Source organism: Vibrio sp. Vb0304 (genome assembly GCF_033338995.1).
GTDB classification, from domain to species: domain Bacteria; phylum Pseudomonadota; class Gammaproteobacteria; order Enterobacterales; family Vibrionaceae; genus Vibrio; species Vibrio alginolyticus.
Genome location: NZ_JAWOTT010000011.1, coordinates 120,863 through 147,509, shown reverse-complemented (window position 1 = coordinate 147,509; position 26,647 = coordinate 120,863). Strand labels below are relative to the sequence as shown.

Annotated in this window: 28 protein-coding genes; 9 read left to right on the top strand and 19 right to left on the bottom strand. The window is 45.5% G+C overall.

The window, feature by feature from the left end:
* Window positions 1–238 precede the first annotated feature (238 nt).
* The 3 genes from R7P35_RS14925 to R7P35_RS14915 form a co-directional block, all read right to left on the bottom strand.
* The gene (locus R7P35_RS14925) at window positions 239–502 is read right to left on the bottom strand and encodes a DUF3012 domain-containing protein (protein ID WP_005373992.1); all 264 of its coding nucleotides are present in this window, start codon (window positions 500–502) and stop codon (window positions 239–241) included.
* Between the two features lie 194 nt (window positions 503–696).
* Entirely contained in the window at window positions 697–1,716 is a 1,020-nt protein-coding gene (fni, locus tag R7P35_RS14920) for a type 2 isopentenyl-diphosphate Delta-isomerase (RefSeq protein WP_054576170.1), read from the bottom strand.
* A 238-nt stretch (window positions 1,717–1,954) separates the two neighbouring features.
* The gene (locus R7P35_RS14915; protein ID WP_005373994.1) at window positions 1,955–3,754 is read right to left on the bottom strand and encodes a cation:proton antiporter; all 1,800 of its coding nucleotides are present in this window, start codon (window positions 3,752–3,754) and stop codon (window positions 1,955–1,957) included.
* Window positions 3,755–4,194: 440 nt separating this feature from the next.
* Here R7P35_RS14915 and R7P35_RS14910 point away from each other — a divergent pair, with 440 nt between their 5' ends.
* Window positions 4,195–6,858, top strand: a complete 2,664-nt coding sequence (locus R7P35_RS14910; protein WP_044129539.1) for a DUF2339 domain-containing protein — start codon at window positions 4,195–4,197, stop codon at window positions 6,856–6,858.
* An 88-nt stretch (window positions 6,859–6,946) separates the two neighbouring features.
* Here R7P35_RS14910 and R7P35_RS14905 read toward each other — a convergent pair whose 3' ends face one another.
* The 12 genes from R7P35_RS14905 to flgB are packed head-to-tail and all read right to left on the bottom strand — an operon-like array spanning window position 6,947 to window position 16,937.
* Window positions 6,947–7,987 (bottom strand): flagellin, encoded by a 1,041-nt coding sequence (locus R7P35_RS14905; protein WP_136976308.1) that lies wholly within the window; start codon window positions 7,985–7,987, stop codon window positions 6,947–6,949.
* Window positions 7,988–8,005: 18 nt separating this feature from the next.
* Window positions 8,006–8,905 (bottom strand): flagellar hook-associated protein FlgL, encoded by a 900-nt coding sequence (gene flgL, locus R7P35_RS14900; RefSeq protein ID WP_005373998.1) that lies wholly within the window; start codon window positions 8,903–8,905, stop codon window positions 8,006–8,008.
* A 13-nt stretch (window positions 8,906–8,918) separates the two neighbouring features.
* The gene (gene flgK / locus R7P35_RS14895) at window positions 8,919–10,292 is read right to left on the bottom strand and encodes a flagellar hook-associated protein FlgK (RefSeq protein WP_005374000.1); all 1,374 of its coding nucleotides are present in this window, start codon (window positions 10,290–10,292) and stop codon (window positions 8,919–8,921) included.
* A complete protein-coding gene (locus R7P35_RS14890) occupies window positions 10,293–10,841 on the bottom strand; it encodes a rod-binding protein (RefSeq protein WP_005384422.1) in 549 nt (182 codons plus the stop codon).
* Between the two features lie 10 nt (window positions 10,842–10,851).
* Entirely contained in the window at window positions 10,852–11,988 is a 1,137-nt protein-coding gene (locus R7P35_RS14885) for a flagellar basal body P-ring protein FlgI (RefSeq protein WP_086026720.1), read from the bottom strand.
* On the bottom strand, window positions 11,973–12,644 hold the full coding sequence (gene flgH, locus R7P35_RS14880; protein ID WP_017635111.1) for a flagellar basal body L-ring protein FlgH: 672 nt from the start codon (window positions 12,642–12,644) through the stop codon (window positions 11,973–11,975). Before flgH ends, R7P35_RS14885 begins: the two co-directional genes overlap by 16 nt.
* Before the next feature lie 32 nt (window positions 12,645–12,676).
* Window positions 12,677–13,462: a flagellar basal-body rod protein FlgG gene (gene flgG / locus R7P35_RS14875; RefSeq protein WP_318092281.1), complete on the bottom strand. Its 786-nt coding sequence runs from the start codon at window positions 13,460–13,462 to the stop codon at window positions 12,677–12,679.
* Between the two features lie 24 nt (window positions 13,463–13,486).
* Window positions 13,487–14,218 (bottom strand): flagellar basal-body rod protein FlgF, encoded by a 732-nt coding sequence (gene flgF, locus R7P35_RS14870; protein ID WP_005374009.1) that lies wholly within the window; start codon window positions 14,216–14,218, stop codon window positions 13,487–13,489.
* Between the two features lie 12 nt (window positions 14,219–14,230).
* Window positions 14,231–15,427 carry a flagellar hook protein FlgE gene (flgE, locus tag R7P35_RS14865; RefSeq protein ID WP_017635110.1) on the bottom strand — a complete coding sequence of 399 codons (1,197 nt, stop codon included), beginning with the start codon at window positions 15,425–15,427 and terminating at the stop codon, window positions 14,231–14,233.
* Window positions 15,428–15,454: 27 nt separating this feature from the next.
* The gene (flgD, locus tag R7P35_RS14860) at window positions 15,455–16,138 is read right to left on the bottom strand and encodes a flagellar hook assembly protein FlgD (RefSeq protein ID WP_005384410.1); all 684 of its coding nucleotides are present in this window, start codon (window positions 16,136–16,138) and stop codon (window positions 15,455–15,457) included.
* Window positions 16,138–16,572 carry a flagellar basal body rod protein FlgC gene (gene flgC, locus R7P35_RS14855; protein ID WP_318092279.1) on the bottom strand — a complete coding sequence of 145 codons (435 nt, stop codon included), beginning with the start codon at window positions 16,570–16,572 and terminating at the stop codon, window positions 16,138–16,140. Before flgC ends, flgD begins: the two co-directional genes overlap by 1 nt.
* Before the next feature lie 2 nt (window positions 16,573–16,574).
* The gene (flgB, locus tag R7P35_RS14850; RefSeq protein ID WP_005374013.1) at window positions 16,575–16,937 is read right to left on the bottom strand and encodes a flagellar basal body rod protein FlgB; all 363 of its coding nucleotides are present in this window, start codon (window positions 16,935–16,937) and stop codon (window positions 16,575–16,577) included.
* Window positions 16,938–17,014: 77 nt separating this feature from the next.
* Here flgB and flgA point away from each other — a divergent pair, with 77 nt between their 5' ends.
* The 4 genes from flgA to R7P35_RS14830 all read left to right on the top strand — a co-directional run bounded on the left by flgA (window position 17,015) and on the right by R7P35_RS14830 (window position 19,414).
* Entirely contained in the window at window positions 17,015–17,812 is a 798-nt protein-coding gene (gene flgA, locus R7P35_RS14845) for a flagellar basal body P-ring formation chaperone FlgA (protein WP_031777223.1), read from the top strand.
* Between the two features lie 135 nt (window positions 17,813–17,947).
* A complete protein-coding gene (gene flgM, locus R7P35_RS14840) occupies window positions 17,948–18,229 on the top strand; it encodes a flagellar biosynthesis anti-sigma factor FlgM (RefSeq protein WP_005374016.1) in 282 nt (93 codons plus the stop codon).
* 20 nt (window positions 18,230–18,249) lie between these two features.
* Window positions 18,250–18,687, top strand: a complete 438-nt coding sequence (gene flgN, locus R7P35_RS14835) for a flagellar export chaperone FlgN (RefSeq protein ID WP_005374018.1) — start codon at window positions 18,250–18,252, stop codon at window positions 18,685–18,687.
* A complete protein-coding gene (locus R7P35_RS14830; RefSeq protein WP_136976309.1) occupies window positions 18,668–19,414 on the top strand; it encodes a lytic transglycosylase domain-containing protein in 747 nt (248 codons plus the stop codon). Before flgN ends, R7P35_RS14830 begins: the two co-directional genes overlap by 20 nt.
* 434 nt (window positions 19,415–19,848) lie before the next feature.
* Here the strand turns inward: R7P35_RS14830 and R7P35_RS14825 are convergent, their stop codons facing one another.
* On the bottom strand, window positions 19,849–20,367 hold the full coding sequence (locus R7P35_RS14825; RefSeq protein WP_005374021.1) for an NUDIX hydrolase: 519 nt from the start codon (window positions 20,365–20,367) through the stop codon (window positions 19,849–19,851).
* Window positions 20,368–20,644: 277 nt separating this feature from the next.
* Between R7P35_RS14825 and R7P35_RS14820 the strand changes: the two genes are divergently transcribed.
* A complete protein-coding gene (locus tag R7P35_RS14820) occupies window positions 20,645–20,911 on the top strand; it encodes a DUF333 domain-containing protein (RefSeq protein WP_005374023.1) in 267 nt (88 codons plus the stop codon).
* 249 nt (window positions 20,912–21,160) lie between these two features.
* Window positions 21,161–21,817: a hypothetical protein gene (locus R7P35_RS14815; RefSeq protein WP_005374025.1), complete on the top strand. Its 657-nt coding sequence runs from the start codon at window positions 21,161–21,163 to the stop codon at window positions 21,815–21,817.
* On the opposite strand, the gene R7P35_RS14810 is transcribed toward R7P35_RS14815, so the two are convergent.
* A complete protein-coding gene (locus tag R7P35_RS14810; RefSeq protein WP_136976310.1) occupies window positions 21,807–22,649 on the bottom strand; it encodes a YdcF family protein in 843 nt (280 codons plus the stop codon). The two genes, R7P35_RS14815 and R7P35_RS14810, sit on opposite strands and share 11 nt — an antisense overlap.
* 131 nt (window positions 22,650–22,780) lie before the next feature.
* On the opposite strand from R7P35_RS14810, the gene R7P35_RS14805 reads away from it, so the two are divergent.
* Complete coding sequence (locus R7P35_RS14805) at window positions 22,781–24,151, top strand: L-serine ammonia-lyase (RefSeq protein ID WP_017819764.1); 1,371 nt, start codon at window positions 22,781–22,783, stop codon at window positions 24,149–24,151.
* A 121-nt stretch (window positions 24,152–24,272) separates the two neighbouring features.
* On the opposite strand, the gene R7P35_RS14800 is transcribed toward R7P35_RS14805, so the two are convergent.
* Entirely contained in the window at window positions 24,273–24,509 is a 237-nt protein-coding gene (locus R7P35_RS14800; RefSeq protein ID WP_054579233.1) for a hypothetical protein, read from the bottom strand.
* Window positions 24,510–24,757: 248 nt separating this feature from the next.
* Here R7P35_RS14800 and R7P35_RS14795 point away from each other — a divergent pair, with 248 nt between their 5' ends.
* Window positions 24,758–25,633 carry a LysR family transcriptional regulator gene (locus R7P35_RS14795; protein WP_005384388.1) on the top strand — a complete coding sequence of 292 codons (876 nt, stop codon included), beginning with the start codon at window positions 24,758–24,760 and terminating at the stop codon, window positions 25,631–25,633.
* A gap of 68 nt (window positions 25,634–25,701) precedes the next feature.
* On the opposite strand, the gene R7P35_RS14790 is transcribed toward R7P35_RS14795, so the two are convergent.
* Window positions 25,702–26,571, bottom strand: coding sequence for a LysR substrate-binding domain-containing protein (locus R7P35_RS14790; protein ID WP_115386473.1), 870 nt, complete (start codon window positions 26,569–26,571; stop codon window positions 25,702–25,704).
* Window positions 26,572–26,647: the final 76 nt, after the last annotated feature.

Genomic DNA, 26,647 nt, shown 5'->3' with positions numbered 1-26,647 from the left:
TGTTATGAATCTAATTGAATTAGATGGCTACCTCGACACCATGCCATTGCAATACGAAAAATTAAAGACAGGCAATACAGGTTTTCAAAAATGAAACGAAAATGTAAAACATTCCATTCAGAGGGAGGTGCGCTGACACGTGAAAAATCGAGCTATTTTAGATACAAAAACACCAAGCAATAACGCTTGGTGTTTACCTCACAGAATGTCGCCTCAGAAAAGGCGCTTTCCGCTGTGCTTAAAAAATGCAGTGTTTAGTAAAGCTGGTCGCTTCGTTTGCAGTCCAGTCACCTTTCGGCTTATCTTTCAGGTTTTCACACCATTGCTCGCTGCCGACACCATCTTGCAGAACACAATGCTTTGCAAAGTCTACCGCGTTGTCTGCTGTCCATTCTGTTTTTGGCTTATCGCGCATGTCGTTACACCAGCCTTCAGTGCCCACTTCATCACTACAAGCGGTCAAAGCAGAAGCCGCCAACATCAGCATGACTAGTTTTTTCATAAATTTAAGGTTCCAGTTGCAAACAATAGTAAAATTAAACTCAATCTCTTCAACACGTGCCCATTCAAGTGTCTGAATAAAGGCGTCACTAGCTGAAGTGACTTTTGTATCAACTATAACGAAATTATCAGTCTACGTGTTAAGACATCGAAAAATTATTGAGCGACTCTGTGTAAAGCGCGCCATTCTAAAAGCTATAGGCAGCGCGCTTTCGTTAGCTCACCAACCTTAGAAGAGCCAGTACCAAAGCACGCTAAACGCAGCTCTAATGCCATTTGTTCAAAGTGTTCGACGACAGACTGCGTGCTGATCGTCGCAGCTTTTAATACCGCACCAGCTTGCCCAATGAGATTAGCACCCAAATGAATGGCTTTCGCCGCTTCAAGTCCGTTATGAACACCTCCCGAGGCGATCAACGGTAATGTAGGATGCAGTGCGCGGATTTGAGCCAAACATGTTGCTGTAGGGACACCCCAATCGCGGAAAAGCTCGGCTGCACGCTGCATTTTCGGATTGTCTTGGCAATACCCTTCAACCGCACTCCAGCTTGTACCACCCGCGCCCGCAACGTCAATTGCATCCACACCAGCATCAATTAATCGCTGCGCAATGTGTCCGCTAATACCAAAACCGACTTCTTTGATAATGATAGGAACCTTCACGCGAGATTTAAGCATCTCAATTGCCTGGAAAACACCAACCCAATTGTGGTCGCCATTTTTCTGAAACGCTTCCTGCATTGGATTAACGTGCACAAACAAGGCATCTGCTTGAATCGCCTCTACCGCACGTTGCGCATTATCGAGTTTACCTTTATCGAGCAATTGAGCGGCTCCAAGATTGGAATACAACGGTACTTCTTTCGCCAACTCACGAATGGTTTTACCCAAGCCCGAATGCTGACTTTCTTCTAAGCTAATCCGTTGCGAGCCCACACCCATGGCAATACCTAATTCACTTGCGGCTTCAGCCAAACGACAATTGATCGTTTCTGCGTCTTTTGCTCCGCCAGTCATCGAGCTAATCAAAAACGGTAGCGCTAATTGATGACCAAGAAACTCTGTCGATAAATCGATCGCGTGAAAGTCACATTCTGGCAGCGCACAGTGTTCAAACTCGACAGACTCAAAACCCGCCGTTTTATGCTTCATGCTCATATCATGATGTAAAACAGCATCTAGGTGTAAATCTTTTCGGTTAGTTTGCGGAGCCATAATGTCACCCTAAAGTAAAACAGTCGCGCAGTATTGCGATCCTTATCAGTAACGTCAATGCGAATTTTGTGAATTTGCCGGATTACTTTTCCGAAACGAGTAATGAATCTCGACTGCCCCTGACATTATAAGAAAAGAAACTCGCTTTCCGTTTTAAACAAGCCGGCAAGTTTCTCTTCAAATTGAGATAATCAGCGTACGATACCCATGATGAAAATGGATCACATTGCTCTGTAGTTTACTTTACGCTGTCCGACAGAATTAGCGACACAACAGTGCTTGTCGTCGTTGGTTCAAACTGTTCGGGATCATCACAGAATTGAATTTTTCCTTTTTCTTCTACATGGAACAGCGGTACAACTGAACTACCTTTGTGATGCGCTAAATAATCTTGATACGTGAAGTTATCGCTCAATTTCGTGTGTTTAACCTCTGCACCACGACTTAACATACTGGCTAGCTGGGTATAGCTTACATTGCCGCCCATCAGCAATTTACCATGGTACTCCTGAGCCACGGAGTGCTTCTCGCTGCCATTGCCGTTGGTTTTCACTTTTTGTAAGCAGTGAACTTTATCTTCCCCAAACTCGTCGACGAATTGCATGCAAGCCATAATGTTGAAATGCTGATCGGGCGTTAATGCAACCACTTGTCCAACTCCTATCAAGTTCAAGTTGTCGTCCGCGTGACTAGAAATAGGGTTGCCGTAATAGTAATCCAACCCCAACATACGAACCTGACTGATGTACTCCCAGTTTGAGTCAGTCATTAATACGCGGCGGTCATAACGCGCCAGCGCCTGCCCTATTTCTCTTGCTACTCGGTTAGCACCAATCAACAAGAAGCCGCGTGGTGCTGGCTCTGCAACGCCCAACGTCAGCGCTACAGGACGTGCCGTCGCACTTTGTAACACGACCGTTCCTATAATCACCATGAAGGTCATAGGGACCAGTAAAATCGCTTCATCAATGCCGTATTCGGTCAATTTGATCGCGAAAAGAGACGAAATCGAAGCAGCAACAATACCGCGCGGTGCAACCCAAGACAAAAACAGCTTATCTTTAAGACGCAAGTTGCTGCGGAAGGTTGAAAGAAAAATCGATAACGGACGCGACACTAACTGCATAAATACAAACAACAATAACGCACCGCTACCTAGCGCAGCAAAATCATCCAGACTGATTCGAGCCGCAAGGAAGATGAACAATCCGGTGATCAGTAAAATGGTTAAATGCTCTTTAAAGTGCAGAATTTGCTGAATATTGATGTCTTTAGCGTTTGCGAGCCACATACCCATTACGGTGACGGTTAGTAACCCAGCTTCAGACTCAATGTGGTTAGAGACCGAAAATACACCTAGAACCACCATCAAAACCGCAAATGGCTGCAAATATTCCGGTAGCCAAGAGCGACGCATGATCGTCGCAACTGCATAGCCTGAGGCCGCACCTAGCATGACACCGACAGCAATGATCGTCCCAAACACTTCGACGCTATTTATCGCGCTGTGAGATACGATAAACTCGTAAACCATCACAACAAAAAGCGCACCGAGCGGGTCAATCAAAATCCCTTCCCATCGCAAAATGTTAGCAAGCGTACTGTTAGGTCTTACGGTTCGTAGAAGTGGCACGATGACCGTCGGCCCTGTTACTACGGTTAAGCTGCCGAACAACATGGCAAGCTCCCAAGTAAAGCCGAGGAAATAGTGTGTTGCGATACTGGTCGCCGCCCACGAAATGATCGCCCCGATGGAAACAATGCTCCATACCGAACCACTCACGCCACGAATTTCTTTAAAATTTAAGGTCAAACTGCCTTCAAATAAAATCACTGCCACCGCCAAAGAGACCAACGGAAAGAGCAAATTACCTAATATCTCATCAGGATTTAACCACTGCATAAATGGCCCGACGATCAGCCCTGCCAACAACAAAAATAAAATCGCTGGCAAACGCAATCGCCAAGCTAACCATTGGCAACCTAAACCAATAACCCCAACCGCTGACAGCACCAGCGCTTCATTACCCACTTGCATCAATAATTACCTGTTTTTGCCTTTTTTCGCGTGAATGCGCTATACCCGAATACATTCAGCCTTACGGTCAAATAGAAACAACCGAACGTGCAAATCAAACGACTGACCTTCGATGACATCGCTACGAAACGCACATGTTTGAAGTCCTTTGGCGATCGCATCAGAACTATGAATATAGTTGACCCCCAATGACTTAACGACTCATTTTTGTTCATCAGGTCTTAAAGTGGCACACAAGTGTGCGACTTTGTCGAATTCATCATTACGCATTGAGTTTCATTATGTAGAATGATTTCTGAAGAAAGCGCGGAACCTAGCACTATATGAGGCTAAGGCATAGAGCATGAACTAAGCTTTAGCGTAAGTGCTCAAAGTTAAGAATCGTGGGTCACGCGACGTACGCAAGGAGAAATGGATTGTACGTAATACTAGCACTGTTCATGGCGTGTCTCGCCATCCTCATCGGAGTGAAAGCCGCCAACCGAGCTGCACTTTTAGAAAAAGAACTAACCAAACTTCGTGAGGAAGTCACATCACTACGAGCCAGTGTCCATGGGGGCTCAAACCCACAAGCGCACCAACAATCCAGCATCGAAAAAGACACACCATCTGTAGCGACGTCACCTCACATAGAATCACCACAGAAAAATGTCTCATCCTCTGGGGAACATGATCCAGCTGCCAACCTAGACTTGGACCAGAGCGCTGCGAATCAAGGGTACGCCCAGACAAGAGAAGTGCAACTGGATGTTTTTAGTCAAGAAAATGAGTCATTCCTTCAGAGTAAAGTTCAGAGCCTGCTTAGCAACATTCAAGAAAATTGGTTGGTTTGGGTAGGCGCATTGGCCATGCTGATCGGTGGAGGTTATCTCGTACAGGTAATTGGTAGTCACATCCAGTTTTCGCCATTTATGCGAGTGTCCTTTGCCTTTGTGCTCTCATTACTTATGGTGCTTGTTGGCGAGTGGTTTCACCGTAAAGAACAACAGAATCCGCAACGGGCAACACGAGCCCAAGGCTTTACGTATGTTCCTGCTGCTGTTACCGGTACGGGATTAACGGGCATTTACTGCACCGTCATTTTTGCCTTTGTGGTTTATCAAATGCTAACGCCAAGTATCTCGTTGATCATTTTGGCTTCAGCGGCATTTTTCAGTTTAGCATTATCATTGCGACAAGGGCCGTTAATGGCCGTGCTTGGCTTAATTGGTGGCTACACAGCACCACTGTGGATTGGAGGTAGTGAACCCAACTACTTTTTGTTAGCCGGATACATCTGCGCGATTTCGTTCGCGGCGACCTTATTGATGCAAAAAGTGCGTAGGGCATGGATTACGCCAAGTATCGCGATTCCACATGTCATTTGGATGTTGCTGTTGATTGAGAGTGTACCAACAGAACTGTTGTTCTCGTGGCTCGCGATTTATCTCTCCATCACTTTGTATCTCATTTTCGCGGTTCCGAGAATGGGTTGGATGCTCAATCCTCGCTTTCGTCACTATCAAAGCAAGTGGACAAACTCGCCGACCGCTACCGCTCTCGCAATTGTATTATTGACCTTTTCTGCCGTCACCAGAATGCCGGAGCTGAACACTCTACAAATAGCGTACTGTTATACGCTGCTTGTTGCGATCATCTGGCTACCAGCACTTCTCACAGGCTGGTCATTACGTGTATTTTTGCCATCCATTCTCGTCTCGGCAACCGCGCAGATTGTTCTTACTATCGCTTTTGATGCGCTGTATATGTTAGAGCGAGAAGCTAGCATCCTATTCGCATTGGCGGTGAGTATTGCGCTGATCTGCTATCGAACATATTGCCAAACACTTAGTGACCGTTCGCAACTCAGTGGGCTGCTTCTGCTGGTGCTGGCTCCCGCGATGAGCTTAATTACGTTGTTTTATGTTGACGAATTTATGCAAGGCTACCTGTGGTATTGGACTGCATTCTGCGCATTGATGGCCACTTACTATGTTGTGCTTGGTCAGCGTGCACGTCCGTTGGCATTAGAATGCTCTGCCGTTATGCATGCTTTAATCGTAGGTATCGCTTTTGTTTGGTTGAGCGATACTTGGTTAACAACAGCAATCTCAATACAAGTTGCGATAATGGCCTTACAGGCTCAAGTCGGGTTATTTCGACCTGCGAGTTGGGCGATTAAAGTGGCAATGGGAATACTGGTTATCCGACTCACGCTGCTACCTTTCATCCCCGAATGGCAACCGGTAGAAGCTGGGCATTGGGCTTGGGTTCTGGTGAGTTATCTGCCTTCTCTCTTCATCTTGTCTTATGCTCGTTCAACACTAAAACAAGTGGACCGAGAACTGACCAACTGGTTTGAAGGGGCGTTTTTACATGTATTCTTAATGGCATTGTTCACCCAAACTAACTACTGGTTAACGGGGCAATATGGTTACTTGGGGCACATCGACTTCACAAGTGCGGCAGTCTTTGCCAATCAAGCATTAGTTATGGGTTTGGTATACAGCTACCGCAGCCAATTTGCGCAACGCTTAAGCCGTATCTACGAAATCTATAGTTACTTGCTTTGGTGCGCGTTCGCTATATTGATTATTTTGCTTAATACGGCAGAATCGCCGTTGGTGACTGATAACGTCTCGGCACAAGCACTTCCCATCTTTAACATGCTGAGTATCGGCTGGCTGTTACCAGCTTGCATCCTGCTTATCGCAACCTTTAAGCGCTGGAATACGTTGCAAGTTCATCGATTTGCGATTGCTAGTCTAGGCTTTTTACTTGCAGCCATTTGGTTGGGGATGTCTATCCGTCAATTCTGGCAAACCACATCGATGATGCTGTATCAGCCAACCAGCATGGCAGAGTTGTTCAGTTATTCAGTGGCTGGCTTGCTCGTAGGTGGATTGCTTACTTGGCGCGGCGTGACCCAACAGGGGCTGATGATGCAGCGTGTCGGTCTAGTGGTCCTTGCCTGTGTCGCACTGAAAGTATTCTTATGGGATGTGAGCTCTCTGGATGGGTTCTGGCGAGCGATAAGCTTCTTAGGCTTAGGTGCGTCTTTGATAGCACTTGGATGGCTATTCCAGAAATTGAATCGTTCGGTGGCAAAAGCACTCGAGCCCTAGACGAGTCAAAGAGAGATTCCCGACAGTGCGCTGTTTTCGTTATTGGGGGACGATAACAGTGTAAAGCCGGGAATCATTGGAGTGTTCGTTACTTCAGTAAAGCGACCACGGTATGACGACGCACGTTTGCTTGCGCATTCAATGCCTGAAAAGTCGAAGTAAACTCGCCAGACTTTTGCATGAATCCATCCAGTTTTGCATTCACCTCATTGACTGAAAGCTGTGCGGTTTTGGTTTGGATAGAACGCATTTGAGTATTCAGTTCACCATGAAAAGCTTTCGCTTCCTGCAAGCTCGTTTGAACTTGTTTCAGATGCTGATTTACTTTGGCAATCGTCTGCTTGATGCCGTCGCGTGAGCCTAGATCAAACCCGAGCTCCGCAATACCATCTGGCTCAGACTTTAAGTTCAAAACGTTAGGCTGTCCCGCAGGGAATCGGTGCCCTTCCCCCGTTACCATCACCTTTTGCTGCATTTGTTGATAAGCGTTGTCTCTGGCTTCAAATAAAATGCTGCCATCATCGGCTAATGAGGCTCGCATTCCTAACGCAATCAAGCTGCGATCCAGCATTTTGACCGTTCGCTCACCGTCTGATTGTCCATCAAACTGAATCATCACCGCTTGACCTTGAGGAAAATCCAAACGGATTTGCTCGGCCTTGTCGCTTAAGCGATGAACATTCAAACCTGGAATAGAAAAGCGACGAATGTCCGCTTTATCCAGTTTTAAGTGCAGTTCGTTATTTAGGACTTTCTGGCCATCGAAACGTGCTTGCTCAACGACTTTTTGGATGGTGGCTTTAGAGCGAACCAATGTATCCTGCAAACCAGGAACATTTTGTACGCCTTGATTCACAGCTTGCGTCAAACCACGTTTAATTTGCGTGAGCTCTTTGCCAATCACCTGCAGCGATTTGGACGCGATCTGAACCGCCGTGGCTTGCTGCTGACCCTGCGTAAGCTGAATACCAGATACAGAGTAGGCTGACGCAGTGTCAGCCTGAATTTGCGCCGGGCGCGGTTTAATTGCCGTACTTGAGTCTGCAGAACGGGTCGGCATGATAGAGGCTTGTTCTTGTCCACCTAAGCGTATGCTATGGGGTCTAACCTCTACTGTACTCATTACCATAAAAAGAACTTCCTAACCTTATAAACGGTCAAACAGCGACAAACCATCGATCTTCACATAGCTTGCTTGCGTTGCTTGCAAAGCGGCCATGTAATTACTCAATCGTACCGACGCTTCACCATAGTCCAGAGCAGAGAGGTCTCCAGATACTTTGTCAACGAACAGCTTGTTTTCACTGTGCGCGCCACCAACAAGATCTAAGTTGTTGTGTCGACCACCAATCTCAGTCATGGTCCCTAGTACGTTTGAAAAAGTATCGTCGATAGCGCTGATACTCGCCTCAACTTCAGCTCTGAAGTTGGCGGTAGGGCTCTCAAACTCTTTGATCAGCGCATCAATTTGGTTAAGCACGTTATGGCCTCCCCCAAGGTCCAATATTTCTTTTGCAGTCATATTGGAATCCATCGTGACACCTTTAGCAATTGTTACTACGCGCTTGTCACTATTACCTTCAATTACGTAGCTGCCGCTCGCTTTACTTACAGCCGCAGTATCCGTTTTAGTACCAGAGAAAAGGTAGTGCCCTTCTTCATCCTGCGCGTTAAAAGACGACTCAATAGAGTCACGGTAACTCTTAAGCTCTGTAATCATACCGCCACGACTTTCGTCAGTAAGAGAGCCGTTCGCACCCCAAAGCGCGATGTCTCGCATGCTTTTTAAGCTTTCTTTGATCGAATCTAAATGGGTTTCTTGACTCGATAGCGTCGTTTTTACGTTTTCAATATTGTTTTTGTACTGAGCAATCGCACTGGTTTCTCGGTCTAAGTTAAGCAACTTGATCGAAGCCATTGGATCATCAGACAGCTTGGTCAAGCGCTTGCCAGTAGACATCTGTTGCAGAGCTTCGCCTAGTCCCGCGCTATTGCTCTGCAAGCTGTGCAACATCATTTGACTAAATTGATTGTCACTAATTCGCATCTAAACTTTCCTCTTAGAATAACTGCAGAATAGAATCGAGCAGTTGATTTGCTGTGCTGATCACTTTCATGTTGGCATTGTGCGCATTAGCAAACATCATTAGGTTAGCCGCTTCTTCATCGCTGTTTACGGAACTAACATTATCGCGAGCTGCGTGCGCTTGCTTGTTCATGGCTAACTTCGCTTGATAATCAGCATTAGCTTGGCGTGCTTTAATTGCGGTTTGACCCACCATTGAACTAAAGGCATCGTTCAAGCTTACTGAGCCGTAACCTGATACCGCCACTGGCTTGTTGCTTAACTCGATCAATGATTGCAACGCATCTGCGTTACCAGGTGTTCCATCACTTGAGAACGCAAGCTCATCTGGAGTTAGCTTGGTAATATCCAAACTGGCTGCAGGGTTTGCTGGGTCATAGCTGAACAAAGGTTTACCTGGGTTGCCATTTAAGTCTTTGCCAGTCGCAAGCACGGCGTTGTATTCATCCGCGAGAGCTTTCGCCATGTCATTCAGAGCCAGTTGGTTTGGTTTCAACACTTCGGTTTGATAGTCATTAATCGCACCTAATTTGCCACCAAGCGAGTCACCAATCGCAAAGCTTTGATTCGAGAACGTGACGTGTAAGTCCGCTAAGTAAGGATCACTCGGGTCAGGAATGGCTTCCAGTTTGCCATGGTCCGTACCCATCACAAGCGGTTGACCAGAGGTTAATGTGACCTGAACACTGCCGTCATGCTGCTGTGTTGTTTTGATTTCAATGGTTTGAGATAACTCACCGATTAACCTATCTCGTTCATCCATTAACTGTGATGGGTTACCACCTGTACCTTGCATCTCTACCAGTTGCTTGTTCACCTTCGCGATATTTTCCATAAGGCTATTCGCGTGGTTAAGCGCTGCATTACGTTGATCGCTCATGTCTTTATGTTGATTGTATAAAGATTCGGTAAGCGTATTAAAACGGCGGGCCAAAGCTTCAGATTCGTTAATGATCTGCTGGCGGTAAGGTATGGATTCCGGCTTAACGGTCGCATCGTTAAGCGCAGCGTTTAGCGAGTCCAAGCCAGCCGATATACTGAAACCATCGGCACCAAGCGTATTCTCCAGCTGACTCATGTTACTGGTGTATCCAGATGCGTATGCCGCCATACTGTTAGTCGACCACGTTTGCTTAATCAGAAATTGATCAGTAACGCGGCGAATGCTAGTGACTTCTACCCCTAAACCTGGACTTAAGCGATTGGCTTTACCATCATCGACAGACGCCATCAACGCTTGTTGACGACTGTAACCCACGGTATTCACGTTTGCCACGTTTTGCGCGGTTACGTCTAGGGCCACACGGTTCGCGCCTAAACCTGAAAGGGCAATATTAACTAGGTTCATTTACAGCTCCATTTTTCTGATCAACGGCTGAGAAAACGCGGTAGTCATACCGGCCTCACCGAATACCTGTTTAACAGAGGCGACGGCTTGAGAAGCGGTATTAAATAGGCTTGAATTCTTCTCCACCTCTTTAGAATCTACTTGTGAGATAGATTCAGAATTCGAACCTTTACCATCGTTAGCGGATGAGATGTTGCGCGCAGCATCGAAAGCAACCTCACGCATAGACGGGCTCAGCTGCTGGATGAGCATATTGGCAATGCCTGAGCTCTGTTTCTTTGCTAGTTCCATCGCCAGCTGACCGTCATACATATCACGGAATACCCCTTGTTGCTGACTGGCAAACGGGCTGTCTTTATCAGCAAGAGCGTCACTACTGCTACGCATTTGGCGTAACACCATTTGTAGGAACATTGCCTCAAATTGACCTGCGACGACTTCAAGTGCGCCTTCTTGATCACGACTATGCTTGATGTTAGCCAATGCACTGTTGTCGTGATAAAGCATCGAATTTAACTGAGTTTGTTCATTGGTACTGTCTAGCTTCATCCTTAACTCCTTATATCACGACCAATTCAGCGTTCAATGCACCCGCTTCACTCAAAGCTTGCAGGATAGACATCAAGTCTGTAGGCGTGGCACCTAAACTATTTACCGCATTAACTATGGTGTTAAGTTCCGTGCCTGGAGGCCAAATCACCATCTGAGCGAGATCTTCATTCACATCAAGATCCGTTTGGTTAACGACTTTCGTATCGCCATTTGCAAACGCATTAGGCTGACTAACTTGTTGTGATTCAGAAATTCGCACGGTCAAGTTACCGTGACTTACTGCTGCTTCACTCACTTTGACACTCTTACCGATCACTACGGTGCCAGTGCGAGAGTTAAAGACAATACGAGCAGGTTTACGGCCTTCAACGACGCTCATTTCTTCAAGCATCGACATCATGACGACACGCTGCTGTGTATCTTTTGGTGCACGCATATCAATGCGCGCTTTATTGATCGCAACTGCAACGTTAGGCCCAAAAGTGTTGTTAATTTCACGCGCAATATTTTTTGCTGTAGTGAAGCTAGGCTTGCGCAGGTTTAGGGTGATTTCATCACGTTGGTTGAAATCGGTTTTGATTTCTCTCTCTAAAGTCGCACCATTCGGAACGCGACCCGCCGTTGGTGTGTTTACTTCTACTTTGGAGCCACTTCGCCCCTCTGCAGATAAGCCGCCCACAACCACGTTACCTTGCGCAATCGCGTACACTTCGCCATCAATACCACGTAAAGGCGTTAGCAATAACGTACCACCGCGAAGGCTCTTTGCATCACCGATTGAAGACACAACCACATCCAACGTTTGTCCTGGGCCTGCCATTGGATCAACGGACGCTGTCACACTCACAGAAGCCACATTTCGTAGCTTAGGGTTCATACTGTCATCAATTTGAACCCCAAACTGACGTAGCATGTTGGTAATAGATTGAGAGGTAAATTTCACTTGGTTTCGGTCACCTTGGCCGGCTAAGCCAACCACCAAACCATAACCAACCAGTTGGTTTTCTCGAATGCCGCGAACATCGACCAAGTCCATGATCGGAATTTCCGCTTCAGCACGTGAAGTGCCTGGTAGTCCCAAGGTCAACACCAATAGGAGAGACATAAAGAAAGATTGCATTGTCTTCATTAGAAAGGTACCCATGGGCTGTTGAAGAACTGAGTTAGCCACCCGGCTGCGTTGCTGTCAGCTAGGGCTCCGCGACCTGCGTAGGTAATTCTTGCATCAGCAATTCGTTGAGAAGAAACTTGGTTACTGCGGTTAATATCATCCACACGGACGATACCGGTTAGGCGAATAAACTCGTCGCCTTGATTAAGACGAAGCCATTTTTCACCGCTGATACGCAATACGCCATTAGGTAATACTTCGTGTACCGTTACCGTAATGGCACCTTGAAGCTTGTTGCCTTGTGAACTTGATGCACTGCCATCGAAGTTACGTTTGCCATCCACGCTAACCCCTAACTCATCGATAGTTTTCGTGCCTATGGTCGGCGCCACAAAGTTAATTGCTGAACTTTTACCGAACTTAGTACCCGCATTTTTACTCGATGAGGTTTCTTCTGATAGTTGAACCGTTAATACATCGCCAACTCGGTAAGCACGACGATCCTGAAACAGGGTCATCGTGTATTGGTGACGATAAAGGCTACCAGATTGGGTTTCCGGCAGCGTGTAATCGAGCGTTGGTGGTGCATATTCCTCAGCATTCGGCTCAGGCGGAATAAATTCCTGACGGCCAGCACATCCCACCAGCAACACGGCGGCTACTGCCCAACTCTTAGAAAGCCATTTCATTGCTTTTTCCTTCATCATCACCAATTTCATACTTACATTGATTGCGAAACAAACTTCAGCATGTCATCTGCAGCAGAGACCACTTTCGCATTCATCTCATACGCACGTTGAGTGGTGATCAGGTCGACCATCTCTTCTACTACTTGTACGTTTGACCCTTCCAGTGCACCTTGCTTGATAATGCCGGCACCATCAGCTCCTGCAATCAGCTCATCAGCTGGACCGCTGGCTTCCGTTTCACGGAATAAGTTGCCACCCATGGCCTCTAAGCCGGCTGGATTGATGAATTTTGCAAGTGTAATTTGACCAAGCTGCTGAGGTGTTGGATCGTCTGCTGTTGTTGTAGTCACGGTGCCATCAACACCCACAGAGAAAGAGACCGCATTGTCAGGGATCTGGATTTGAGGCTCTAAAGGCAGGCCCTGACTGTTCACCATTAAGCCTTCTGAGTTTCGATGGAACTGACCATTACGTGTATACATGATCTGTCCGTCCGAGTTTTCTATTTGGAAGAAACCCTGACCCATTACAGCAAGATCCAACTCTTGCGTTGTGTTTTGGGTATTACCTTGCGTGAACACTTTTTGTGTGCCAACAACGCGAACACCGCTACCTAGCTGAATACCACTTGGTAGTTCGTTAACTTGGTCTACTTGAGCGCCTGGTTGACGCTGAATGCTGTAGAAAAGATCTTCAAATACGACTCGGTCACGCTTAAAGCCAACCGTGTTTACGTTTGCTAGGTTGTTAGAAATGGCAGTCATCTTCGTGTCTTGCGCTGCCATGCCTGTCTTACTTACCCATAATGCTGAATGCATTTTTTACTCCTTGCGGGGCGAGACTTAGCTCGCCGCCATTAATTTGTTACCAGCTTTTGCTAGAGTTTCCGCCGTTTTCATCATGCGAACTTGCATTTCAAAGTTGCGCGTCAGCGACATCACACTAACCAATTCATCAATAGCAGATACGTTACTGCCCTCAATGTGCTCAGGAGAGAGTTGCACGGTTTCATCTGCCGCAAATGGCACGCCATCTACGCTGTGCAGCAAGCTATCGCTCTCTTTTTGCAGTTGATTAATTTCCGGTTTAACCAACTTCAAAGTGCCTGCCACAATTTCTGCGCCGCCACCTGGTGGGATCACTGAGACTTGACCACGCTCGCTGATTTCAATCTTTTGATAATCCGGCACAACCAAAGGACCATTGTCACCGAGGACAGGGAACCCATTGATTGTTAGAGCGCCAAAAGTATCGACCTGAATATTGCCTGCACGGGTGTAAGCTTCGTTACCCGCTGGGGTTTCTACAGAGAGATATCCCTCCCCCATAACCGCAACGTCCAACGGACGTCCTGTTTTCACAATATCGCCAGCGTCGAAACGTGTTGAGGCAGAGTTGGTCACAACCATAGTGCGACCATCAAAACCTGGGCCTTGCATCTCTACACTACGCACACGCTCCATATCCGCTCGAAAACCCGCAGTATCAGCATTTGATAAGTTGTTTGAACGAACGTGCTGCGCTTTAAGAACTCGGCTGGCACCCGACGTTGCCGTAAATAACAAACTATCCATGCAAAACTCCCATTACACCGCGTTAAACAAAGCTTGAGTAAGCTTGTCGCTGGTAGAAATTGTCTTTGCGTTTGCTTGGTAGTTGCGTTGTGCAGTCATTAGAGCAACAAGCTCGCTGGTTAAGTCAACGTTAGAACCTTCTAATGCACCCGGAGTTAGGTCACCCATCGTACCTGAACCCGGAACACCCATAATTGGAGCACCTGAGCTAAAGCTTTGAGTCCATGATGTTCCACTCACTTTCGCTAAGCCTTGTGTGTTTGCAAAATCAGCAAGAACAACCTGACCTTGTAGCTGTGATTGGCCGTTAGTGTAAGTCGCGTAAACCATGCCGTTACCTTCAACGCGTACACCTGCAAGTTCACCTGATGTGTAACCGTTAGGACTATTAGTACTTACGCCAAAAGCTGCACCAAATTGCGTGCTGCCTTTCAGGTTAATGTCTACACTCATCGCGTTCGCGCCTGCTGCAGGGAATGAAACATTAAACGGCGCAGTCGGTGTTGAAAGCGATCCGTCTTTACCAAACGTTACAGGCACAGTTGCTACTGGCGTCGTACCGCCATCTACTTGAACGTTCACTTCCCACGAGTTAGAAGCAGTCTTAGTAAAGTACTGAGTTACCGTGTGCGAGTTACCCAATGAGTCGTAGACTTTTGTTGTGTAAGACGAGTTAAATGAGCTTGGATCTTTTGGATTGAATGGCGTTACGGCTTTATCAATAACAGACGCGCTTGCGTCGAAGTTCGCAACAAAATCTAAGCTGTCTGTTGCTTTAGCATTCAGTGAGGAAGTCGATACCTGAATATTACCCACAGAACCTGTCATTAGGTTGTTGTTGCTATCGACACTGTAACCTTGAAGCTTTGCACCGCTGTTAGCCGTAACAAAGTTGTTCTTATCCGTTGAGAACACACCTGAACGTGTGTACAACATTTGGCCCATATTATCTTTAGTAACAAAAAAGCCACCGCCATTAATAGCTAGGTCCATCGCACGGCCAGTTCCTGTGATACTGCCGTCTTTGTCGAAGTTCTGTGAAATTGACGCGACTTCCACACCACCAGGTTGCATGCCATTGTATACAGCGGAGAATTCTGTGCGGCCACCTTTAAAACCATACGTTGATGCGTTGGCAATGTTGTGGCTGATTGTGTTTAGCTCTGTGTTGGTCGCGTCCAGACCACTTAGTGCGATGTTAAAACTCATAAATAGACCTCTGATTTCCGTATTTGGTTAAGCACCAAACTGAGTGATTTGATAGAAAGGAACGTTGCCAACGCCATGGACATTGACTAATGCTGCGCCACCGGTATTAGGAATGCGCACTTGCTCAACAGTGCCTGCCATCAGCACATTTGGACTTGCTTGCCCTTCTTGCACTTCTACGGCCACTGAGTATTTGCCTGGTTTAAGACCAAGTTCTTCAGGATTAATTGAAAAGTCGACGTCACCTTTGCCGTGAGCACCTAGTGGCACTTTAGTTGATTGACCAAATTCATCTTTAACAACTAACGTGACTTGGTTTGAGCTATGAGCGAGTTCGATTTTTCCGTTTTGTACGTCTTCACCAAGCTGAAATTCATCCGCATTGACGTAAACCGTTTGCCCAACAAGGCCCGCTGTTGACAGCACTTGCATGTTGTCCAGTAACACCATGCTCTGTTGCATTGTCTTAGACATATTCTCGGTACTTTGTACCTGCGAGAACTGAGCCAATTGACCAACGTATTCCGTACCATCAAGGGGATTAAGTGGGTCTTGGTTTTGAATTTGAGCCACCATCAAAGAAATAAACTCATTCTCCAATGAAGAAGCGCTGTTCATGTCTTTAGGGTTTGGTGAGATACCGTTGCTGTCTTTTGCTTTTGTATTTACTGGAGCGTCAGACGATAAAGGGGTGTATTGCGCAATACTCATTAGCTGCCCTGCCCTAATCTAAGCAGACCTTGCTGCATACTTTTTACATTGGCTAATACTTCAACATTCGTTTCGAAGCTGCGTGTTGCGGACATCATGTCTGCCATTTCAGCAACTACATCAATATCTGGGTAAAACACATAGCCTTCATCATTAGCCAGTGGGTTGTTCGGCTCAAAACGCTTCTCTGCATCTCCAGCATTTTTAACAACGTCAACAATGCGAACTTCTGCATTGGGATAAGCTCCATTTTCTGTTGTCATTAGCGTTTTTTGGTACACAGTCGCAAATACTGGCTTAAGCGCTTTATAAGCATCTTCTGGATTTGCAGATACTGCATCTGCGTTTGCTAAGTTACTGGCTACCGTATTCAGACGCACAGTTTGTGCTGTCATCGCGGAACCAGTGATCGAGTAAATATCAGTGAATGACATAATTAACGTCCCTCAATCGCTTTCGCTAAGCCATTAAATTTCATGTTGAGAAACGTCAGGCTAGTTTGAAAGTCCATGTTGTTTTGCGTGAATTTTGCTTGTTCAACACCAAGCTCTACGGTGTTGCCATTTTTGCTATTCTGGTAAGGCACCGAGTATTGGGCCTGAACCTGGAACTTTGGCACCGGTTTGTTCACACCACCTGCCGTTACTTGGTTCATTACGGTGGTGAAACTTAGGTCTTTCGCCAAATACCCAGGGGTGTCAACATTTGCTAGGTTACTGGCGAGGACTTTGGTACGCTGAACGCGAAAATTAAGTGCCTCTGGATGTACTCCTAAAGCATTTTCAAATGTGATCGCCATGCATCTTCCTTACAGTTGGCTCGAATACGCCAACATACAAACAAGATACGTGCCATAAAAAATAGCTATATATATCAATGACTTACAAACAAGGATGGAAGCCAAACTTCCGGTTCTCGGAAAGCATTAAAAACAAGAGGAAAGTGTCCACTTCCTCAACAATAATGCTGACGTTACTCGCTTTGACATCAGAACAAGCATTCGCCAACACCAATGACAAAACCCTCAGCGTTGAAGAGATAAAATCCGTTGTAGCAACGGATTTCGAACAAGAGGTGGATCGCGTAGCGCTCTCCAATCAGTGGGGGGAGTACAAACTGGACTTCGACATGTGGGTGCCCGGTTCTGCCAATCACTTGCCAGAATGTCAATCGCCTTTAGTTATCACAGGTCGTGACAACAACACGTTGCCAGTCGGTAACCTCAAGCGCTCAGTCAGCTGCGACAATATCGCATCACCATGGCGAATTAACGTTACGATAAAGTCTTCGCTGACTCTGCCTGTTTTAGTCGCGACAACCACGGTTGGCCGAAATGAAGTCGTAACGGCTAAACACATAAAGCTTGAAACCCGAACCATCTCTCGCCAAGACGATTTTTATACTCGCCCCGAGCAAGCAGTAGGCTTAGAAACCTCTCGTCGTTTGAGGGCTGGACAAGTGGTTAATCCATCCAATTTGTCGGCCCCACCTCTAATCGAGAAAGGCAATGAAGTCATAGTCATTGCGAGCAAAAATGGATTTAGTGCCAGCACAAAAGGAGTCGCCTTAGAAGATGGAGCGAAAGGGCAACAAATTGACGTGGAAAACCCAAGTTCGGGCAAGGTCATAAGAGCAGTCGTAACTGGATTAAACCAGGTTCATACTCAATTTTGATTTTTTGACTCGGGGTAACATTTTTTAATTTTGGCTCTCGTCAGTAACACTGAACTTCGAGTACAAAAAAATATTTAATGTTTACCACATTCTAACCGCCTACTTAATTTAGAACATGATGATGAGGACCACAGCATGAAAATCGACAAAGTCGCGGGCGGTCATGTCCCACAAACAAAATTACAGCAAGCAAGCAAACAGCCTGTCGACGTCGTCGAACAGAGCAAAGTACACGAGCCTGCATTTCAAGCGAATACCGTAGCGATAGATCGCGCTCAAGCTGAAATGGCATCACTACCTGATGTTGATATGGAAAAAGTAGAACAAGTACGCAACGCATTAGCGCGTGGTGAACTTAGCCTAGATACAAAAGTGTTATCCAAGGCAATCATGCAGTTCCATACAGGTCACGAGTAATAAAACGCTAGGAAGACATCATGGCAAGCGCAGTATCGCAGCGAATTCAACAATTTGTTCGCTCTATATCTGAGGATATTAAGCTTTATCAACAACTGCTTCCTTTGCTGCAGCAGCAAAAGGTATTGTACTTAAAGTTTGATGGAGAGGCACTGAACGACAATGTTCAGAAACAAATGCCGATACTCAATAAACTCAGCCGCTCCGCCAATGACAGAAGCCAGTGTATGCGAGCGCTGGGGTTAGCGTGTAATGACGCCAGCGTAAAACGAATTTTCAATGCTTTGCCTGCCCAAATAGGTATGCAAGCTAGAAAACAATGGGCGCTATTGGAAACGTTGGTAAGTCAGTGCCAACAATACAATCAGAGCAATGGCCACAGCTCTGCGGCGTTCCATGAGTTGGTCAGTCAACTCAAACAACCTGTGCAACACACTTATGAAGATAAATCGTTCTAAACGATGTTCGTCTTGCCTACAGATTCAGTCGCCATCTCGGCTGAGTACTGTAGGCCTTTTTATTTTTATTGCCTTTCTGTCCTACCTTCCAATCACATGCCAGGCAAAACCAAATGCTGTCGATATTCAAACGCAGTATCAAGTATTAGCACCATACAAGCCACAAATTGCCAAGCGCCTCGATTCATCCAAACCGGTAATTAACCACATTTTCAAACAGCTTCAAAACCACTCATTACCAAATAGCCTAGCCTTAGTGCCAATGTTAGAATCTTCTTACAACCCCAAAGCCGTTTCTCACGCTAACGCCGCCGGACTTTGGCAATTGATACCAACCACAGCGAAACGATTCGGATTAACGATAAATACAAAACAAGACGATCGCTTTGACACAGAAGCCAGCACAACGGCCGCGCTCAAGTACCTGGCGTTTTTATACAACAAATTCGATCAAAATATGGCTCTCACTTTAGCTGCATACAATGCCGGAGAAGGACGTGTTGCACGTGCTATTCAGCGAGCAGGAAGTCGAGATTTCCAACAACTCACGCTGCCTAACGAGACTCGCCAATATGTCAGCCGCTTCTATGCATTGGAAAAGTTGATAGATATCGGTCAGTTACAATCCTCATCATTTCAACCTTTACTCTTGTTTGCTCCAGACACTCCTATGATTTCACAACCGCTGGTCGACTTTAGCCGACTGCCTCCGCTAGTTAATTTGTGATAAAAGCTACGACAGAGCTCAATGTCAGAGAAACGTAAAATTACAAGATCCTGTTCGGCGAATTTGAAAACTCGTGATCTCTATGCAAACGTGTGCAAAAAAGTTGAGGTAAGGTATCTCAAAGATAAGAAAGAGTAGTGGTTTACTAAAAAGCGCCCCAATTGCGCTTGGCAATTGGGTAGATATGCGTCACATTGCGTTTGCAAAAAACATGAAAACCAATGGTCAGACCTAATAATTATTTACACACTAAATGTAAAACAGCTATTGTTTTCATAGTTCGAAACAAATCTAACATATCAAGATGACGCTTCGCTTGCGCGTCTGGAATAAGTCCGGGTTCCGGGGGGGAGTCCGGACTTTTTTATTGCTCTAAAATCTTTACCAACAATAGCGCCAACAGAAGCTAAGTCGTAATGATGCAAGCTAGCTGTTTATAGTAATTCTTTAGAAATCAACTGAAGCAAAAACGTTTCGCGCTCAATGCTCATGCCTTTTTTCGGGCTTTCTGCCATCGTTTTTTCATTGTGTGCAATTGCTTCGTGTATGTTCATCCATACCGGGCGCATTCCATTTTTAACTTCGTAATCTTCATACGCCGTTTCGCCTAGCTCACGTTCGATTTTACATGTATAACAATACGACACCATGTGCATCACGTCAGCGTCATCCTTGTACCACGGACGAAACTCCTCAAAGATTCCGAAAGGCTTAATACCATGTATATTTTGGGCGCCCGTTTCTTCCTCTAATTCACGGACTAATCCAGCAATGACATCTTCACCATCATCAATACCACCGCCTGGTAGCGTGTAGTCATGGTAACGTTCTGTATAGAGCAACAGCACATCTTCACCATCAAGTACAATGGCTCGCGCTGCATTGCGCTGAAAAACAATTTTGTCATCCAAATGCTCTATGTCTGGATGAACGGTCGATTTTAAATGTCTCATCGAAAATACCACGGTCAATGTTTTGTGCGCATATTACCGAATTTCACACTTTAAATCATTGTTGTAGGCCAGGTACGTTCGAGCGCTTGTCAGGAAGTGATTGATATGACCTTCACAACAATACGCCAAGAACAGAAGTGTGACGTGCTAATCAGCAATAAATGAGAATATCTAAATTCTTATACGTCCCTCTTACTTTTAACATCGATAAGACAATAATCTCTTAAAGTTGCCTATAATCAATACAATACTCGCCCACCCCATGCGGAGATAAAGAATGAAAAAGACAAATTTAATGATGGCTATGGCTGCAACATTGGTACTGGCTGGTTGTTCAACTTACGAGGGAGCGACCCGATCAACTGAGTATACCTCCGTTGCAAATCCCGCAGCCGTATACTGTGTTCAGCAAGGTGGTGAGCTGGATACCGTGTCGGAAAACGGCGAACGTGTCACTTACTGTGTGCTGTCGGACAATGAACGCGTCGAGCAATGGGAATACTATCGCGAGAATCACAAAGAAAATGAGGGTGACAACTACTAATTATTTTTATCGATACGTCACCTTCCCTCTATCACTTAGGAGCCTTTGGGCTCCTTTTTTATTTGATTTATCAAAGTGTTCTTACGTTGTTTTTACATATCTCTGACTTTACCGCACATCGACCCTATATCGAACAGTGTTCTATTCTTGACATTCCCCTGACATAACTTTCCACTTGGACAATAAAATTCCAAACACAGATCACACTAATTCACATTTCTTCCACATTCTCTGGGACAGGTGAGCAAGATGAAAACACAAATAGTAAAAGAAGCCGAGTCAGCCCCAAGCAACGTTGTTACTGAAAAATCAAAGCGCATTATTTATAAATCGAGTTTAAACGCCTTGATGATTGTCGCTATAAGTATTCTCGTTAACCTTAGTCTTCGTCTTGATTATGTCGTGTTGGGATCAAGCCTTGGCGAGCTTTCCGTTACAGAAACGCTCCAGCTTGTGATGCTTGCTATTGCATCATGGTCGTTTTTCAGCTTATCGAAACAACAGCCTCAGCTAAAGCATGCGGCTATTTTGATTGCAGGATTTTTTGCAGTACTGATTATTCGCGAAACGGACTATTGGACAGATATGATTCATCATGGCTCTTGGGTTTTCCCAGCACTTGCTGTCACCGCACTGGCTTGCGCCAAAGCTTACCAAGGTGGTAAAGGTACCATGAACGAAATGGCGACCATTTTAACGGTGCCACATATGAAGCTATTAGTTGGTGCTGTAATGCTATTATTAGTCTTCTCTCGTTTGTATGGTATGGGTAGTTTTTGGCAACAAGTGATGGATGAAAATTACATCCGTGATGTTAAAAATATCTCAGAAGAAGGTATAGAACTGCTTTGCTACTGCTTGATCGCATTAAGCGCCGTCCGTACAAAACGCGAGCTTAATGAATAGACTCAGGATCAAAGCGACGGTTCAATGCAGTCAGTATCGGATGGAAGATACTTAATGCCTTTTCCGCAGCACCTACAGATTCATCCAAGGCCGTCATTTCGACGGCCTTTTTCATTTCTTCAATATGTTGCAAAGCCTCTTTATCGAGCGGTAAAGAGAGCAATTTGTGAATAGCATCTCTTGCGATCATAAGTGGCTTTTTTCGGACAATTGATAAATCTCGGAAAAATGCGCCATGCTTGACCCCTTCTAAATAAACTCGGTAGGTTGTGAGTTCATCGAGTAGCAAGAATGTCTCCGCCATAAGCCCTTTATGTGGGTATGGCACGCGAATATGTTTGCTGATATCCAGTGGAATATTGAGAGTCACCCCAATGGATTCGCAATCGGATTTAAGTACTCGTAATAAGCCTTGCTCATCCATCAAATTCTGGATATCAATGATTCGTTCGAGGTGGTAGTCATTAGATAGCAAGATAACCTCAACCGGATGCCCCAACCATAACTCGAACAACCCACTTTTGCACAAAACTTGGGAAACATAACGCATGTTTTGAAACGTGTTCAACGACTCCGTTTCTAAGAGTATATGACGTTCAGGGAACGGATTCACAGAGTCTGCGTTTAGGGTTCTAAAATACGCGTACATCGCCTCTGCTTCAGAAACGCTTTGTCCTTGCGTTACTCCGCCACAAAAAATAATCGCCGTTCGCTCTGTCGGTAGTGATGCAGTCCTACAAGACAAAACTTCGACTCTGGTTATGCCCTCAGAGGTCAATTTGTTATTGACGAGGCGTTTACCTAAAACGATGACGATGTTGTCTAACTTCATTTTAAAATCTCGCGCTTAGTTGGCAGTGTTACAAAAATCTTCTTTCACTCCCGACCCACAAGCTTTAACATCTAGTTAACAACACTGTTCTAGAGACCTTTATAAAGGTTCACTGCTAAAGGAAGTCAATTATGCTGTCGATTTTCGATATATTTAAAATTGGTGTCGGGCCATCCAGCTCCCATACTAATGGTCCTATGCTTGCCGGATTCCATTTCACTCAGCTAGTTAGCGACTCTATGGCGAAAGTGCATCGGGTGCAAGTGGACCTTTATGGCTCATTGTCACTGACAGGTCGAGGGCACCATACAGACCGAGCCACGGTCCTTGGTTTGATGGGAAATAAACCTGATACCATCAAAATGAGCAGTGCCAAAAGTGCGCTACAAAATACCATAGACAATAATACGCTCATGCTCGCCGGTACACACCAGATTGAGTTTAGCTACGACCATGACATCGTCTTTCATAGCGACAACCTTCCCCTGCATGAAAATGGCATGACGATTACGGCATTAGACGCTGCTGGAGATCAAGTAGCGTTTGAAATTTATTACTCCATTGGGGGCGGATTCATCGCCACCGCCGACGAACTAGAGAACGGCACGCAACAAGATGAGGTCGCAGTACCATTTCCGTTTACATCCGCAGATGAGATGCTGGAAAAAGCCGAGACGAACGGTTTCAGCTTGGGAGGCATGATCCTCCAAAACGAACTCGCATTTCGCTCAGACGAAGAAATTAACCAAAGAGCAGAGCAAATTTGGAAAGTGATGTCGCTCTGCATGCAACGTGGCTTCGATACGGAAGGGATTTTGGAAGGTGGTCTAAATGTCACTCGTCGAGCACCAAACCTTTTGAAAAAGCTCGAAGCCAACGCTGCAGTTGAAAACGATCCGATGGAGATCATGGATTGGATCAATCTCTTCGCCTTTGCGGTTAGTGAAGAAAATGCAGCAGGAGGGCAAGTCGTCACTTCTCCAACGAATGGTGCAGCAGGGGTGATTCCGGCGGTATTGATGTACTACCATCGCTTCATCAAAGAGCTCGATGTTAAACAGCTAAAAGACTTTCTCGCAGTCGCCGGCGCTATCGGCATCTTATATAAAACTAACGCGTCAATTTCTGGTGCAGAAGTGGGGTGTCAGGGAGAAGTTGGGGTTTCTTCATCCATGGCTGCCGCTGGCTTAACAGCGCTAAGAGGGGGCAGTAACGAGCAGATTTGTATTGCTGCGGAAATTGCGATGGAGCATTCATTGGGTATGACTTGTGACCCGATTGGCGGCTTGGTTCAAGTACCTTGTATTGAAAGAAATGCCATGGGAGCAATGAAAGCGATTAATGCATCGCGTATGGCATTAAAGCGCACAAGTAAATGTTTAATTTCTTTAGATAAAGTTATCGAAACCATGTATCAGACTGGTAAAGATATGAATAAAAAATACCGTGAAACCTCTTTGGGGGGCTTAGCTGTCATTCATATGGCACCGCCATGCGAATAATGGCAGGTGGTCATTGCGCTTAGCTTCTCACCATACGCTTATCTGGTAATTATGATCTGATGATATTACACATAGAAATGCCGCGTTCTTCGCGGCATTTTCTTAACAAGAAACTATTCGATTAATCACGTCGACCACGAAGTTCAATTTTTTGAGTTGCAGCATCCGAATGGATTGTTACACCGCCATAGGCCATTTCATTGCGACCCTTCAGCGTCAATTGAGAATCTGAACGCTCTACGTCAACCTGATTTTTCGTTGCCATCGTCATATCAATCGTGCCCGTGTATGACCCATCACCAGCAAATGCTACGTTTGTTGAGCAAACCATCAAAACAAGTGCGATTAGTTTTTTCATACATCACCTCTATTATCGTTCTTACTTTCTGTCGGTGGAAAAACTGTAACAACAGAAACGCGCTCATACGAGGAAAGCCATTATTTACCAAATGGAAATCCATGCTAATAAACTGATGTAACCAAGAATAACTTATCGTTACCTTCAATAAATCAGGGATAAGGCAGCAACTTAAATTGACCGAGCGTTGTCTTTTCTTAAGAAATTCAGCGATATGATTTGTCGACAAAAGCCAAGCGAGACAATGTATGAGCGTTAATCTGGATATTCAAAATATTTTGGTATTAAAACGGATGTATGAGTTACGTAACGTCCGGTTAGTCGCAGAATCACTCGGTAAAACGTCAGGAGCAATCAGCAAAAATCTGACAAAGATGAAAACTCAGCTCAATGATCCGCTATTCGTTCAGACCAAAAATGGCTTTGAACCAACAGCTTTTGTGGAAGCGAACATTGCGCATTTTGAGCAAATAATCAACAGTATTGATTCCATCAAACCACAGCATTTTTCACCAGCTCATTTTGACGGTTCAATCACTATTTATGCCAACACATTGTTTTGGGAGTACTTTGGTGACAAGTTTTACTTGGAGTTACTAAAGCACGCCCCAAACGCAAAATTCTCATGTTTGCGCTGGGGTAGCGAAGCAAAAAAACGATTAATTGACGGTGAAAACGCCATTGCGATTCATTACTTTGATGAAGATCTGCCACAGTCAATTGTTCAGACCGAACTAGGGCGAGGAAAAGCGGTATTTTTTGTTCGACAAGATCATCCCGCTCAAAACTCCCAAGAACTAGAAGAATACCCTTTTATACTTTTTAAAACGCCGGGATGGAACGACTACCGATACCCAGTGTTGGAAAGGCTCAAACATATGGGTTTTAGAACCACACCTAAAGTGGAAATTGAGCATCCAGCGATGATTCAAAAAGTGCTTCTGCAAACGAATCATTTTGGCATAACGATGAGTGGACATGTTCCTAAGGGTTGCCGGAGTATCGCGCTTCCTGCTGGGCTAGAGCTTGATGTTCGCTACGTGATGAGCTGTCGTCGCTCTCAACAGCAAGCTCCGGTAAATCAGTGGTTATTAGATGTCATTAAGCATGTCGCTCAGTCCTAGACTGATGACTTGCTACTGCTAATAATAGCCAAACCACACATGCGCTCTACTTACTCGCTGAACGAACATTAAAGACTCTGTATTAACCATTGAGCAAAGGTGTTTACGTGTGATTTTTCGGATGCTCGAACCACCATATAATGTGCACCAGAACTTGGCATATGCCAATTTCCAGCCTGGACTAATACGCCCTGTTGCAGCTCATCCTCAACAAGAAAGTCTCTTACCAGCAACACGCCAAGTTGATTAATCGCAGCATGAATAGCAAGCAATGAGTGTTCAAACTCGGCGACGACTTTGCTCACCTTCCCTTGGTAACCTTGGTGTGAAAGCCACTCTTGCCAAGATTCATGATAACCACTAGTACAGATTTTAGGCGCTTTAGCTAACTGCGAGAGGTCATTTATCGGGTTTAAATGCATAAAGCCGGGGCTTGCGACAACAATCCAGTTTTCTTGGGTTAATCGTATGGCTTCTTGCTCTTGCCAATCTCCATCTCCGTTAATAATTTCGATATCCGCAATCGCACTGGCGTTTGGAACTGTATTAGCAGTTGTCGAGACTTTAAAGGAAATGTCTGGGAATTGTCGCTGAAAATCAGCCAATCTTGGCATTAACCACTGAGAGCAAAAGCTGTGAGCGACATGTAAGTTAACTTGCGTATTCTTGGGACGAGTAAATAAATGCTGCGTCGTGGTCGATAATGTTTGAAGCACATGGTTAACCACAGGCCAGTATTCTTTTGCTGAGCTGGTCAGCGTAAGGTGCGTACCCTTGCGCTCGAATAACGTCGCATTTAACTGCAGTTCTAGCGATTTCACCTGCTGACTGACGGCCGCACGGGTCACATTTAGCTCCTCTGCGGCTTTAGTGAAGCTCTGTAATCGCGCCGTGGCTTCAAACGCTCGGAGCAAATTAAGCGGCGGTAAACTTTGCATAACACTCTCCCAAATACTTGGCAGCCATGGTATGAACTGGTGATGACAAATTGATGAAAGTGCTGAGTTTGTTAAG